Here is a 14,061-nt window from a genome sequence, read left to right as displayed (position 1 = left end):
TGGAGGATGTGATGCCCGAATACGAGACGATCCTGGTCGAACGGCGCGGGGGCGTGACGCTGATCACGCTCAACCGCCCCAAGGCGCTCAACGCGCTCAATTCGCAGGTGCTGGGCGATCTGCTCGTCGCGCTGGCCGCGTTCGATGCCGATGCGACGCAGGGCTGCGCGGTGCTGACCGGTAGCGAGAAGGCGTTCGCGGCGGGGGCGGACATCAAGGAGATGGCAGGCCAGGGTTTCGCCGAGATGTACGGCGGCAATTTCTTTGGCGGGTACGAACGGCTGACGCAAACGCGCAAGCCGATCATCGCCGCGGTGGCGGGCTATGCGCTGGGCGGCGGATGCGAGCTGGCGATGATGTGCGACTTCATCCTGGCCGCCGACACCGCGAAGTTCGGGCAGCCCGAGATCAAGCTGGCGGTGACGCCCGGGATGGGCGGGTCGCAGCGGCTGGCGCGCGCGGTCGGCAAGGCCAAGGCGATGGAGATGTGCCTCACCGGCCGCATGATGGACGCAGCGGAAGCGGAACGGGCCGGGCTGGTCAGCCGTATCGTTCCTGCGCCCGAGCTGATCGAGGAGGCGGTGAAGACCGCGCAGACGATCGCCGACATGGCGCCGCTGGCGGTGCTGGCGAACAAGGAGATGGTCAACGCCGCGTTCGAGACGACGCTGGCGCAAGGCGTGCAGTTCGAGCGGCGGCTGTTCCACGGGCTGTTCGGCACCGCCGACCAGAAGGAAGGCATGGCGGCGTTCGTCGACAAGCGCCCCGGGCAGTGGACGGGCAAATAGGAGGACATGAGATGACGGTGGTGATCCTGATGCTGCTGGCGGTCGTCGCGGCGGGGCTGGTCGCGGTGCGCTTCACGCGGGCGCGGCCGGTGACCGCGGCGGCCGCGATCGGCGTGGTGGGCGCGGCGGCCATGATCGTCGCGATGCTGGCATCGGTGTCGGCGCGGTTCGAGGCAGTGGCGATCACCTTCGTCGGCACGTTCGTGGGCGTCGCGGCGCTGGCGCTGATCGGGGCGATGATCGGTGCGGTGCTGCGCCCGCGCCGCCGGGCGGCGGCGTGATGGCGCGGGTCGGCTTCATCGGATTGGGCAATATGGGCGGCGGGATGGCCGCCAACCTGGCGAAGAAGGGGCATGACGTCCGCGCCTTCGACCTGTCGGCGGCGGCGCTGGACGCGGCAGAGGCGGCGGGGTGCCTGGCCGTGGGCTCGGCCGGGCAAGCCGCGGACGGCGCGGAGGCGGTGGTCACGATGCTGCCCGCGGGCACCCATGTCGCGCAGGTCTATGCCGAGAGCCTGAGCGATGTCGCGATGGATACGGTGCTGATCGATTGCTCGACGATCGACCTGGCCACCGCGCGGCGGCTGGCCGGCGAAGCCGCCGCGCGCGGGATCGCGGCGGTCGACGCGCCGGTGTCCGGGGGGATTTCGGCGGCGCAGGCGGGCACGCTGACCTTCATGGTCGGCGGGCCGGCGGCGGCGTTCGAGCGCGCGCGGCCGTTCCTGGAGGACATGGGCAAGGCGGTGATCCATGCCGGCGACAGCGGCGCGGGGCAGGTCGCCAAGATGTGCAACAATCTGATCCTGGGTGCGACGATGGCCGCGACGTGCGAGGCGTTCGTGCTGGCGCAGAAGCTGGGACTGGATGCGCAGACCTTCTACGACATCTCCAGCAAGGCGACCGGGCAAAGCTGGTCGATGACGTCGTACTGCCCGGTGCCGGGCGTGGGGCCGGAATCGCCGGCCGATCGCGCGTATCAGGGCGGGTTCGCGGGAGCGCTGATGCTCAAGGACCTGGAGCTGGCGATGGCGGCGGCGGACGGTGCCGCGGCGCAGGTGCCGATGGGCACGCGGGCGCGCGACCTGTATCGCCAGTTCGTCGACGGCGGGCAGGGCGGGATGGATTTCTCGGGGATCATCCGGATGCTGGAGGCGGCGCGGGGGTGAGGGGCGAGTTGGCGCTTACCACGATCCCCGACGCGGGGAGTCCAGGAAGCGGATTGCGAGCCTGCGCGTGACCTGCCGTCGCGCATTGGGATTTCCACCCCACCGTTCGTGCTGAGCTTGTCGAAGCGGGTGTGACGGAGACGTGCCTCGACGCGTGGGGCGTCGGGCGGCCATGTAGGCGGTCGGGCTTGCTCCGCCATGTACGGGTAGCCATCGGGGCACGTGCTTCGACAGGCTCAGCACGAACGGGATCGGGGAAGCGACCCGCGTGGACGATGTCGGCCGAACATGGACGCTGCCGCGCGCGCGTGCCACCTGCGAGGTCATGCCGCCCGCCGTCGCCGCCTTGCTCGTCAGCTTTGTCGCGTTCCTGATCGGGCTGACGCTGCCCGACCTCGACCTGCGGATGTGGCTGGGGCATCGCAGCGCGATCACGCACAGCATCTTGCCGGCGTGCGCGTTGCTCGCGCGGCGACGGTGGCATCCGGCGGCGTGCGGCATGGGGGCGGGGACCGGGCTGCATCTGGCGGCCGACACCTTTCCGAACGCGATGGTCGGGTATGCGACGGTGAAGCTGCCGCTGGTCGGCGCCCTGTCGGCGGGCGGATCGTACGTCTGGCTGGCGGCCAATGCGCTGGGCGGGCTGGCGTTGGCGGTATGGCTGTCGCGGCGGCTGCATGCGCGGCTGGCGGCGGGGCTGCTTGGGCTGGCGGCGCTGGTGGCGGGCGCGGGATATCTGTGGCGCACCGATGGCGGATGGCCGGTGCTGGCGCTGGCCGGCGGGCTGGCGTGGGCCGTGGGGCGGTTGTGGGTCAGGCGCGCGTCATGACGACGGCCCTTCCCCGTCACCCCGGCCTTCGCCGGGGTAACGGGGAAGGGCCGGGGTGACGGGGAAGGGCGGCGGGGCGGCAGGCGCCGGCTATTCCGCCGCCACCAGCGTTTCGGCATCGTCGAGCGGGTGGCCGAGTCGCGAGAGCATTTCGCGCGGGACGACCTGCCAGAACGAACCGATCGTGCGGTCCCAGTCGTCGAGGAGCCCGCGCGACCAGCGGCTGTCGGTGGCGACCGCATGTTCGGCGACCAGCGCGCGCAGCACCTCTTCCCAATGCGCGGCGGCCACGCGCTGCCACACGATGTTCTCGGGGTTGGCGCGGCGCGCGAAGCTGCCGGTCGGGTCGTAGACGAACGCCATGCCGCCGGTCATGCCGGCACCGAAGTTCGCGCCGACCTCGCCCAGCACCACCGCGACGCCGCCGGTCATATATTCGCAGCCGTTCGCGCCGCAGCCCTCGACCACGACGGTCGCGCCCGAATTGCGGACCGCGAACCGCTCGCCCGCCTGACCGGCGGCGAACAGCTTGCCGCTGGTCGCGCCGTAGAGCACGGTGTTGCCGAGGATGGTGTTCTCCTGGCTGCGCAGCGGCGAGGACACCGCCGGGCGGACGACGATCTTGCCGCCCGACAGCCCCTTGCCGACATAATCGTTGGCGTCGCCGAACACCTCCAGCGTGATGCCGCTGCACAGGAACGCGCCGAGCGATTGCCCCGCCGAGCCGCGCAGGCGGATCGTGACGTGGTTCTCCGCGAGCTTCGCCATGCCGAAGGTGCGCGTGATCTCGCTCGACAGGCGCGTACCGACCGCGCGGTGCGTGTTGCGCACCGAATAGGTGAGCTGCATCTTCTCGCCGCGCGAGAACACCGCCGACGCGTCCTTGATGATTTGCGCATCCAGGCTGTCGGGCACGTCGTTGCGGAACGTCGACAGGCTGAACCGCCGCTCGGCATCGGTCGCGTCGACCTTGGCGAGGATCGGGTTGAGGTCGAGGTCGTCGAGATGCTCGGCGCCGCGGCTGACCTGGCGCAGGAACTCGGTGCGGCCGACGATCTCGTCGAGGCTGCGGACGCCGAGCCGGGCGAGGATGTCGCGGACCTCCTCGGCGATGAAGGTCATCAGGTTGATGACCTTTTCGGGCGTGCCGACGAATTTGCCGCGCAGTGCCTCGTCCTGCGTGCAGACGCCGACCGGGCAGGTGTTGCTGTGGCACTGGCGCACCATGATGCAGCCCATCGCGACGAGGCTGAGCGTGCCGATGCCGAATTCCTCCGCGCCCAGGATCGCGGCGATCACGATGTCGCGCCCGGTCTTCAGCCCGCCGTCGGCGCGCAGCTTGATCCGCCCGCGCAGGCCGTTGAGCGTCAGCACCTGGTTGACCTCGGACAGGCCCATTTCCCACGGCGTGCCGGCGTATTTGATCGACGTCTGCGGGCTGGCGCCGGTGCCGCCGACGTGGCCGGAGACGAGGATGACGTCGGCATGCGCCTTCGCCACGCCCGCCGCGACCGTGCCGATCCCGGCGGAGCTGACCAGCTTGACGCACACGCGCGCGCGCGGGTTGATCTGCTTCAGGTCGTAGATGAGCTGCGCCAGATCCTCGATCGAATAGATGTCGTGGTGCGGCGGCGGCGAGATCAGCGTCACGCCCGGCGTCGCGTGGCGCAGCTTGGCGATGAACTCGGTCACCTTGAAGCCGGGCAGCTGCCCGCCCTCGCCGGGCTTGGCGCCCTGTGCGACCTTGATCTCGATCTCCTCGCAGGCGTTCAGATATTCCGCGGTGACGCCGAAGCGGCCCGACGCCACCTGCTTGATGACCGAGTTGGCGTTGTCGCCGTTGTCGTAGGGCGTGTAGCGGATCTTGTCCTCGCCGCCTTCGCCCGACACCGCCTTCGCACCGATGCGGTTCATCGCGATCGCCAGCGTCTCGTGCGCTTCCGGGCTGAGCGCGCCCAGCGACATGCCCGGCGTTACGAATCGCTTGCGGATCTCGGTGATCGCCTCGACCTGATCGACCGGCACGCCTTCGTTCGGGAAGTTGAACTGCAACAGGTCGCGCAGGTAGATCGGCGGCAGGTCCGCCACCCCGCGGGAGAATTGCAGATAGCTGGAATAGCTGTCGGTCGACACCGCGGTCTGGAGCAGGTGCATCAGCTGCGCCGAATAGGCATGCGCCTCGCCGGTGTGGCGCTGGCGATAGAAGCCGCCGATCGGCAGCGTCGCCACCGCCTGATCGAACGCCGCCTCGTGCCGATCGGTCGCATTGACGTGCAGCGAGGCATAGCCTTCGCCGCTGATCTTGGCGGGCATGCCGGGGAACAGGTCGTTGACCAGCGCGCGGCTGAGCCCGACCGCCTCGAAATTATAGCCGCCGCGGTAGGACGAGATGACCGCGATCCCCATCTTGCTGAGGATCTTGAGCAAGCCTTCCTCGATCGCCTTCTTGTGGCGCGCGGTGCATTCCTCGATCGACAATTTGCCGAACAGCCCGCGCGCATGGCGGTCGGCGATCGCCGCCTCCGCCAGATAGGCATTCACGGTCGTGGCGCCCACGCCGATCAGCACCGCATAATAATGCGTGTCGAGACATTCCGCCGCACGGACGTTGATCGAGGCATAGGAGCGCAGGCCGCGCCGGACGAGATGCGTGTGCACCGCCGCCGCCGCCAGCACACCCGGGATCGCCACGCGGTCCTCGCTGATGCGCTCGTCGGTCAGGAACAGCTCGCTCTTGCCCTCGCGCACCGCCTGTTCGGCCTGGTTGCGGATGCGCTGGATCGCGGCGCGCAGCCGGTCGGGACCACCCCCGGCCTCGAAGGTGCAGTCGATATCGGCCGCGGCATGGCCGAAATAGGCCTTCAGCCGCGCCCAGTCGGTCGACGTCAGCACCGGCGATTCGAGCACCAGCACGCGCTCGCGCCGATCCTCGGTATCGAGGATGTTGGCGAGATTGCCGAAGCGCGTCTTGAGCGACATCACGTAGCGCTCGCGCAAGGGATCGATCGGCGGATTGGTGACCTGCGCGAAATTCTGCCGGAAGAACTGGCTGATGAGCCGCGGCTTGTCGGAGATGACCGCCAGCGGCGTGTCGTCGCCCATCGAGCCGATCGCTTCCTTGGCGGTTTCGACCATCGGCGACAGGATCAACTCCATGTCCTCGATCGTCTGCCCGGCCGCGACCTGCCGCCGTGCGAGCTCCGCACGGTCGTAGCGGGTCAGCGTGCCCGCGGGGGCAGGGGGCAGATCGTCCATCGTCGAGAATTCGCCGATCATCGCGGCGTAATCCTGCTCGGCGGCGATCCGGTCCTTGACCTCGCGGTCGCGCAGGACGCGGCCCTCGTGCAGGTCGACCGCGATCATCTGCCCCGGCCCCAGCCGCCCCTTGGCGACGACGGTGCTCTCCGGCACGACGACCATGCCCGCCTCCGACCCGACGATCAGCAGGCCATCGGCGGTCTGCGTGTAGCGCAGCGGACGCAGCGCGTTGCGGTCGACGCCGCCGACCACCCAGCGCCCGTCGGTCATCGCGAGTGCGGCGGGCCCGTCCCACGGCTCCATGACCGAGGCGAGATACTGGTACATCGCGGCGTGCGCCGGCGGCATGTCGTCGGCGCCGTCCTGCCACGCCTCGGGCACCAGCATCAGCTTCGCGGTCGGCGCATCGCGTCCCGAGCGGCAGATCGCCTCGAACGTCGCGTCCAGCGCGGCGGTGTCCGACGCGCCGGCCGGGATCACCGGCTTGATATCCTCCGAATGCTCGCCGAACGCGATCGACGCCATGCGGATCTCGTGGCTGAGCATCCAGTTCTTGTTGCCGCGGATCGTGTTGATCTCGCCGTTATGTGCGAGGCAGCGGAACGGCTGCGCCAGCCACCATTGCGGAAAGGTGTTGGTCGAATACCGCTGGTGGAAGATCGCGACGCGGCTCTCGAACCGCGGGTCGGTCAGGTCCGGGTAGAAGACCGACAGGCTCTCGGCGAGGAACAGCCCCTTGTAGATGATCGAGCGGCACGACAGCGAGCAGACGTAGAAGCCCTGGATCTGCGCCGCGATCACGCGCTTCTCGATGCGGCGGCGGACGAGGTAGAGGTTCTTCTCGAACTCCTCGGCCGACACCTCATCGGGCATCGGCCCGGCGATCATGATCTGCTCGATCTCGGGGCGCGTCGACTGCGCCTTCATTCCGATCACCGAGACGTCGACCGGCACCTGCCGCCAGCCGTAGATGGTGTAGCCGGCGCCGATCACCTCGGATTCGACGATCGTGCGGCACGTCTCCTGCGCCGACAGGTCGGTGCGCGGCAGAAAGACCATGCCGACCGCCAGCCGGTTCGGCATCAACTTGTGCCCCGAGGCGGCGACGCAATCGTCGAAGAAGCGCACCGGCAGGTCGACATGGATGCCCGCGCCGTCGCCGGTCTTGCCGTCGGCATCGACCGCGCCGCGGTGCCACACCGCCTTCAGCGCGTCGATCGCCGACTGCACGACGCGCCGCGACGGCTTGCCGTCGGTCGCGGCGACAAGCCCGACGCCACACGCATCGCCCTCGAACTCGGGGCGGTACATGCCGTGTTCGGCGAGATGGGCGCGGCGGGCGTCAAGGGTGTCGGTCATCACTTCTTGTCCTGCTGGATCGCCGCGACTTCCTTGACGAAGGCGGCAGTGTCGGCCTGGGTGCGCGTCATCGCATCGACCATCATCTCGCGCTGGAAGGCGGCGACGTCGGGATCGCTGAAGATCGTCATCGACGCCTGCATGTATGCCTGACCGGTCGGGGTGTGGAAGAACCGCTCGATATCGGTCATCTGCGCCACGTCGAAACGTCGGGCGTAGGCATGCGCCATCGCGTCGAACATGCCCGGTAACGAAGTGCGAACCAGGTCCATGCTGCGGTGGAGCTGGGCGTCCATGAACCGATCAAAGGCGGCCTTCACCTTCAAATCCTTCGCCATCTCGGCAAACTGCGGGTTCTGCGTGAACCCTTGACGCAGATTGGCCATCATCGGCGTCATCATGCCGTCCATCATCTGCGTGCGCGACGCAGGCGGGAACAGCGTGTCGAGCAGCCGCGTCGCCGCCGCTAGCCGTGCCGGTTCCACCGCAACGGCAGAGGCAGGGGCAGGGGCACGGGCAGGTGCTGGCGCTTGTGCGCCGGCAGCGACCGGCGTGAGCGCGAGCGCCGCGGCGAGAGCGACGCGGATCACGCCGCCACCTTCGCGGCCTTCGCCTGCGCCTTCAGATATTGGTGCATCGTCGCCGCCACGTCGCGGCCGTCGCGGATCGCCCAGACGACCAGCGACGCGCCGCGCACGATGTCGCCCGCCGCGAACACTCCGTCGAGGCTGGTCATCAGTGTCTTGCTGTCGACCAGCACCGTACCCCAGCGCGTGACGCCCAGCTCCGCTGCGCCCCACAGTTTCGGCAGTTCCTCGGCATCGAAGCCGAGCGCCTTGATGACCAGGTCGGCGGGCATGTCCTCCGCGGCGCCGGGATCGACCTCGGGCGCGCGGCGGCCGCTGGCATCGGGGGCGCCGAGCCGCATGCGGTTGGCGCGCACCGTCGTGACCGTGCCGTCGTTCCCCGCGAAGCTGGCGGGGGCGGAAAGCCAGACGAACTCGACGCCTTCCTCCTCGGCATTGGCGACCTCGCGCTGCGAGCCCGGCATGTTGGCGCGGTCGCGGCGATAGAGGCACTTCACCGACGTGGCGCCCTGACGGATCGCGGTGCGGACGCAGTCCATCGCGGTGTCGCCGCCGCCGATCACGACGACGTTGCGACCCGCGGCGTTGAGGCTACCGTCCTCGAAGGCGGGGACATGGTCGCCGAAGCTCTTGCGGTTCGATGCGGTCAGATAGTCGAGCGCCGCGACGACCCCGGTCAGCTCGTTGCCGCCGACGTCGATCGCGCGCGCCTTGTAGACGCCGGTCGCGATCAGCAACGCGTCGTGACGCGCGCGCAGTTCGTCGAGCGTCGCGTCGCGGCCGACCTCGAACCCTTCGTGGAAGACGATGCCGCCGTCCTTAAGGCGATCGACGCGGCGCATGACGACCGGCTTCTCCAGCTTGAAGCCGGGGATGCCATAGGTCAGCAGCCCGCCCGCGCGGTCGTGGCGGTCGTAGACATGCACCTCGTACCCGTGGCCGCGCAGGTATTCCGCGGCGCTGAGCCCGGCCGGTCCGGCACCGATCACGCCGACCGACTGCCCGCGCGCGGGGCCGGGCACCAGCGGCTCGACCCAGCCTTCTTCCCAGGCGGTGTCGGTGATGAACTTCTCGACCGAGCCGATCGTGACCGCGCCGTGGCCCGAGAACTCGATGACGCAATTGCCCTCGCACAACCGGTCCTGCGGACAGATGCGGCCGCAGATCTCGGGCATGGTCGAGGTGGCGTTGCTCAGCTCATAGGCTTCGCGCAGCCGCCCCTCGGCGGTCAGCCGCAGCCAATCGGGAATATGGTTGTGGAGCGGGCAATGCACCGAGCAATAAGGCACGCCGCATTGCGAGCAGCGTCCGGCCTGATCCTCGGCAGCGGGGGTCGCATAGCGTTCGGCGATCTCGCGGAAATCCTCCGCGCGCGCCTCGGCGGTGCGCTTGGCGGGATAGGATTGCGGGCGTTCAACGAACTTGAGCATGTCGGCCATCGGTGTCCTCCGATCGCCGAATTCTCACATGCATTCCCGTCTGTCACGCGCAATCTGCGCAATGCGACAGGGTGGCTTACCTAAATTTTGCACCTTTTCCTTCGTAGTTGCAACAAGCTCGCATGAAGTAGAGGTATTTAGGTCCGTTCCGGTATTTACCGCATGGCGAGCGCGGCGAGCGCGATCACGCCGACGATGATTCGGTACCAGGCGAAAGGCGCGAAGCCGTGCCGGGTCACGATCGCCATGAACCAGCGGATGACGATCATCGCGACGACGAACGACACCACGAAACCGATCGCGATCGCCGAGAGATGCGCGTCGCCCAGATCGTGGCGGCTCTTCCACAGCGCCAGCGTCGTCGCGCCCATCATCGTCGGGATCGCGAGGAAGAAGCTGAATTCGGCGGCGGTCTCCTGATCGACCCCCATCGCGCGCGCGCCCATGATCGTCGCGCCCGAGCGGCTGACCCCCGGGATCATCGACAGGCATTGCACGACGCCGATCGACAAGGCGGTCTTCCAGCGCATGGTCTCGACCGAGCCCCCGGCGGCGCGCGGCGCGACCCGCTCGATGAACAGGATCGCGACCCCGCCGACGATCAGCGCGACCGCGACCACGAACGGCCCGATCGCCGGCGCTTCCAGCACGGCACGGATCGCCGAATAGGCGAGCGCGCCGACGATCGCGGACGGCAGGAAGCCGAGCAGGACGTTGCGCGTGAAGTGGATCGCGGGCGGATCGCGCCGCAGCAGCCCGGTCGCGACGCGAAGGAAGCGCTGCCGGAACAGCACGATCACCGCCAGGATCGCGCCGAGCTGGATCACGATGTCGAAGGTCGCGTCACCTTCCGACAGGCCCAGCAGCGCGCCGGCGAGCACGAGGTGCCCGGTCGAGGACACCGGCAGGAATTCGGTGACGCCCTCGACGATGCCGAGGAGGATGATGGTCAGAAGGTCGGTCACGCGCGATCCCTGTTGTTGGTGGGCGGCGGCGGGCTTGTCAGCCGGCCACGCTTCCGATCATGCCGAAGCGCCCGGCCTTGCGGTACCGGACCAGCCAATCGGGCGCGACCGCATCGAGCGGGGTGGCGGCCACGCCTAGCGCGGCCAGCCCCTCGGCGCCCGCACCGACGATGCTGTCGTGGCCGAGCATCTTCCACTGATCGGCGGTGATCGGCGTGCCGGGCAGCGCGGCGAGCGCGCCGCCGACCGCATCGGGCAGCGGCACGAAGCGCGGCGAGCGGCCGATATGGCGCGCGATCCGCTGATGCAGTTCCAGCATGGTGAGCACTTCCGGCCCGCCGAGTTCGAAGGTGCGATCGCCGAACGTCTCCGGATCCGACAGCGCCGCGATGGTCGCGCGCGCGACGTCGCCGACGAACACCGGCTGGAAACGCGCGGTCGGCTTCAGCACCGGTACCAACGGCAGCCGCGCGATCATGCCCGCGAAGCGGTTCACGAACTGGTCCTCGCGGCCGAAGACGGTCGACGGCCGCAGGATGGTGGCCGACGGACAGGCGGCGCGCACCGCCTGCTCGCCCGCGCCCTTCGTCTTCGCGTACGTGGAGTCGCCGTTCGCATCCGCGCCGATCGCCGAGACATGGACCAGCGAAGCGCCCGACCTCGCCGCCGCTTCGGCGACGTGCCGCGCGCCGTCGACGTGGATGCCGACGATGTTGCCGCCGAACGTGCCGACCAGGTTCACGACCGCGTCGGCGCCGTGCACCGCATTGGCGATCGTCTCCGCCCGGGTCACGTCGACCGCGACGAACTGCGTCTGTCCGAGCCCGCCGAGCGGCTTCAGGAAGAACGCCTGCCGCGGATCGCGCTGCGCGATGCGCACCCGCGCGCCCGTCGACAGCAGCGTCTGCGCGATATAGCGACCCAGGAAGCCCCCGCCGCCGATCAGCGTCACCAGCTTGTTGTCCATGCCGTCCTTCATCCCGAAAGCCCTTGTTCGCCGTGCGCGTGCCTTGCCCGCCGCTACCGGCGTTGACAAGGTTTAGCCGCTTTCGATGCCGCGCCGCAAAAAAGTGACGGCGGTGCGACAAAATCGTGTTGACACCCCCGGCAGCCGCCCATAGAGGCACCGGCCTACCCCGTGCCCAGATGGCGGAATTGGTAGACGCACCAGCTTCAGGTGCTGGCGATCGCAAGGTCGTGGAGGTTCGAGTCCTCTTCTGGGCACCATTCTTCCGGTTCGAACCGGATGGCGCAATCCGCGTCAGCGCCCCCTCAAGTGATGTGTCGCCTGAGTAAGCAGGGCCACGAGGTGGCGTGCCTGGGCGAGCGGCGCATACCGATACCTCGAAACGATCAGCCGGCATGTTCCACAGGATCGACGGGCCGCGATCGGGCGCGAACCTCGCGGTCGATCGGTGCACGGCGATGACGACCCTTGGGCGAAAGCGGCGCCAGCGGCGTCCCTGAGCGCCTGACACGTTCCAAGTCGCTGGGATCGCCTTCGATTATTCGCTAACGTCGTCGTCTGGCCGCGTCGATGCCGTGGTGCGCGCCGACATGCTTCCCGGAGTCGTCCCATGCCGCTGAACACCGCCTTGAGCGCTTTCGGGTTCACCGATCTCGAATCCATGCTCTACACCGAGCTGCTCCGCCAGGCGCCTGCCACCGGCTATCGTCTGTCGCAGCGTGTCGGCAAGGCGCCTGCCAACGTCTACCAGGCGCTGAAGGTTATGGAGCAGAAGGGACTTTTGCTCGCCAGCAACAGCAGCGATCCGGTGACCTACACGCCGATCCCGCCCGCCGAGCTGTTCGCCTCGCTCAAGCGCGATTTCGACCAGCGGCATGCGGACGCCTTCAACACGCTGAGGCAGGTGTATCAACCGACGCGCGCCGAGGAGTTCTTCCAGCTCCGCTCGGTCCAGCACGTGATCGAACGGGTGCGCGCGATGATCGCGGAAGCGCGCGAGATCGTGCTGTTCGACCTCTTCCCGGCGGTCTTCGACCTGTTCGCCGAGGACATGGCGGCGGCGCGTGCGCGCGGCGTGACGGTGGCCGGGATCGCCTATCGCGAGGAACATGCCGGCCCGACCGTGCCGTTCAACCGCGAGGCGGCGGCGTTCGTGGGCGAAGGCTGGCCGGGGGTGGGCGTGCTGGTGGTCGCGGACGGCGCGCAGCAGCTGATGGCGCAGCTGTCGCTCGACATGGAGCATGTGCTGAACGGATTGTGGAGCGACAGCATCTTTCAGAGCTGTTTCCTCCACTCCTATGTCGCGGCGCACATCCGGCTGGTGGCGTTCCGCGCCGACCCTGGCGACCCGCTGCGCGAACTGTCGCTTCAGCAGTCGCAGCCGCCGGGCTTGCAGATGCTGATGGGGCAGCGCGGGGCGGCGCCCGCAGCCGGTTGAGGCATCAAAACCAGGTTCGCACGCCGATCGCCAGCGTCGCGCCGTCGCCGCGCCCGCGATAGGTGCGGGTGTCGCCGAATGCGCGCTCCCAGGCGATGCCGACATAGGGCGCGAACTCGCGTCGGATCTCGTAGCGGAGCCGCACCCCGAGCTCGGCATCGACCAGCCCGGCGCCGATCCGGTCCCGCGGCACGTCCTGCGCGGACAGGTTCAGCTCGGCACGCGGCTGCAGGATCAGCCGCTGGGTGATGCGCTGGTCGTAATAGCCCTCGATCCGCGCCAGCATGTCGCCGCGGTCGGAAAGGAAGGCGGTCGCCTCGACATCGAACCAATAAGGCGCGAGCCCCTCGATGCCGGCGACGGCGTAGCGGCGGTCGGTGCCGACCTCCTGCCGCACCCCGCCCTGAAGATTGAAATAGGGTCCGATCGCGCGGCTGTAGAGCGCCTGTACCTCGCCGGTCGCGCGGTCGCCGATGCGGCCGTCGCCCTCGCTCTTGATCACCAGCCGGTCGACATCGCCGCCGAACCATGCCTCCACGTCCCATCGATAGCCGTCCGCGCCGCGTCGCGGCTGATATTCGGCGATGTTGAGCATGACCTGCGAAAAGGTCATGCCGCCGTGCTCATGCCGCAGCCGCGCGCGAGCGGGCGCCATCGCGTCCGCTCCCCAGAAGCGATCCGCGTAGGTCGGCGCGACCGGTGCAGGCGCAGGCGCGTCGCCGGGCGGCAGCGCGGTACCCGCCGCCACGGCGGCGGTGCAGTGCCCCATTGCGGCATGTTCGGGCGGGCAGGACTGCGGAGCGGGCGCGACGGGCGCGGCGGCGACGGTGCAGTGCCCCATCGCCGCGTGCTCGGCAGAGCAAGGCGCTGGCGGGGCCGGCGTGGGGGGCACGGCGGCGACGGTGCAGTGCCCCATCGCCGCGTGCTCGGCAGAGCAAGGCGCTGGCGGGGCCGGCGTGGGGGGGCACGGCGGCGACGGTGCAGTGCCCCATCGCCGCGTGCTCGGCAGAGCAAGGTGCAGGCGCCCCCCCGGGTGCGGTGTCAGGGGCGGGCATCGTGCAATGGCCCATCGCGGCGTGTTCGGGCGCGCACGCGGCGGCGGGCGGCTCCGGCGCGCGCATCGACGGACGGGGAGCAGCCCGTTTCGGAACGACGCGCGGACGCTGCACCGTTCGCGCCTTGGCGCGCGGCTTTGCGGACGGCGCCGGCATCGCCATGCCCGGCATGTGTCCGGCGTGATCCATGCCCTGCATCTGCGCGGCGGCG

The 14,061-nt window shown here is 69.2% G+C and carries 11 protein-coding genes and 1 tRNA gene; 6 read left to right on the top strand and 6 right to left on the bottom strand.

The window, feature by feature from the left end:
- Nucleotides 1–11 precede the first annotated feature (11 nt).
- The 4 genes from J2Y58_RS02965 (at nt 12) to J2Y58_RS02950 (ending at nt 2,782) form a co-directional block, all read left to right on the top strand.
- Nucleotides 12–788 carry an enoyl-CoA hydratase gene (locus J2Y58_RS02965; RefSeq protein ID WP_310099579.1) on the top strand — a complete coding sequence of 259 codons (777 nt, stop codon included), beginning with the start codon at nt 12–14 and terminating at the stop codon, nt 786–788.
- An 11-nt stretch (nt 789–799) separates the two neighbouring features.
- Nucleotides 800–1,069, top strand: a complete 270-nt coding sequence (locus J2Y58_RS02960; RefSeq protein WP_310098488.1) for a hypothetical protein — start codon at nt 800–802, stop codon at nt 1,067–1,069.
- Nucleotides 1,069–1,953, top strand: a complete 885-nt coding sequence (gene mmsB / locus J2Y58_RS02955) for a 3-hydroxyisobutyrate dehydrogenase (RefSeq protein WP_310098485.1) — start codon at nt 1,069–1,071, stop codon at nt 1,951–1,953. Before J2Y58_RS02960 ends, mmsB begins: the two co-directional genes overlap by 1 nt.
- 268 nt (nt 1,954–2,221) lie before the next feature.
- Nucleotides 2,222–2,782 carry a hypothetical protein gene (locus tag J2Y58_RS02950; RefSeq protein ID WP_310098483.1) on the top strand — a complete coding sequence of 187 codons (561 nt, stop codon included), beginning with the start codon at nt 2,222–2,224 and terminating at the stop codon, nt 2,780–2,782.
- A gap of 90 nt (nt 2,783–2,872) precedes the next feature.
- Here the strand turns inward: J2Y58_RS02950 and gltB are convergent, their stop codons facing one another.
- From gltB to J2Y58_RS02925, 5 genes are all read right to left on the bottom strand, one after another.
- Entirely contained in the window at nt 2,873–7,399 is a 4,527-nt protein-coding gene (gene gltB, locus J2Y58_RS02945; protein WP_310098481.1) for a glutamate synthase large subunit, read from the bottom strand.
- A complete protein-coding gene (locus J2Y58_RS02940; protein WP_310098479.1) occupies nt 7,399–7,989 on the bottom strand; it encodes a DUF2059 domain-containing protein in 591 nt (196 codons plus the stop codon). Before J2Y58_RS02940 ends, gltB begins: the two co-directional genes overlap by 1 nt.
- Entirely contained in the window at nt 7,986–9,425 is a 1,440-nt protein-coding gene (locus J2Y58_RS02935) for an NAD(P)-dependent oxidoreductase (RefSeq protein WP_310098477.1), read from the bottom strand. Before J2Y58_RS02935 ends, J2Y58_RS02940 begins: the two co-directional genes overlap by 4 nt.
- A 155-nt stretch (nt 9,426–9,580) precedes the next feature.
- Entirely contained in the window at nt 9,581–10,390 is an 810-nt protein-coding gene (locus tag J2Y58_RS02930; RefSeq protein ID WP_310098475.1) for an undecaprenyl-diphosphate phosphatase, read from the bottom strand.
- A 37-nt stretch (nt 10,391–10,427) separates the two neighbouring features.
- A complete protein-coding gene (locus J2Y58_RS02925; protein ID WP_310099575.1) occupies nt 10,428–11,357 on the bottom strand; it encodes a complex I NDUFA9 subunit family protein in 930 nt (309 codons plus the stop codon).
- Nucleotides 11,358–11,530: 173 nt separating this feature from the next.
- Here J2Y58_RS02925 and J2Y58_RS02920 point away from each other — a divergent pair.
- Together J2Y58_RS02920 and J2Y58_RS02915 are read left to right on the top strand one after the other, a co-directional pair.
- Nucleotides 11,531–11,617, top strand: a tRNA-Leu gene (locus J2Y58_RS02920).
- Nucleotides 11,618–11,967: 350 nt separating this feature from the next.
- Nucleotides 11,968–12,795, top strand: a complete 828-nt coding sequence (locus J2Y58_RS02915) for a helix-turn-helix domain-containing protein (protein WP_310098473.1) — start codon at nt 11,968–11,970, stop codon at nt 12,793–12,795.
- 4 nt (nt 12,796–12,799) lie between these two features.
- On the opposite strand, the gene J2Y58_RS02910 is transcribed toward J2Y58_RS02915, so the two are convergent.
- Nucleotides 12,800–13,636 (bottom strand): copper resistance protein B, encoded by an 837-nt coding sequence (locus J2Y58_RS02910; protein ID WP_310098471.1) that lies wholly within the window; start codon nt 13,634–13,636, stop codon nt 12,800–12,802.
- Nucleotides 13,637–14,061: the final 425 nt, after the last annotated feature.

It is taken from the genome of Sphingomonas sp. BE138 (assembly GCF_031456125.1).
Taxonomy (GTDB): Bacteria; Pseudomonadota; Alphaproteobacteria; order Sphingomonadales; family Sphingomonadaceae; genus Sphingomonas.
Note: the sequence above shows the minus strand (reverse complement) of the source record. Positions and strands in the feature narration are given on the sequence as shown.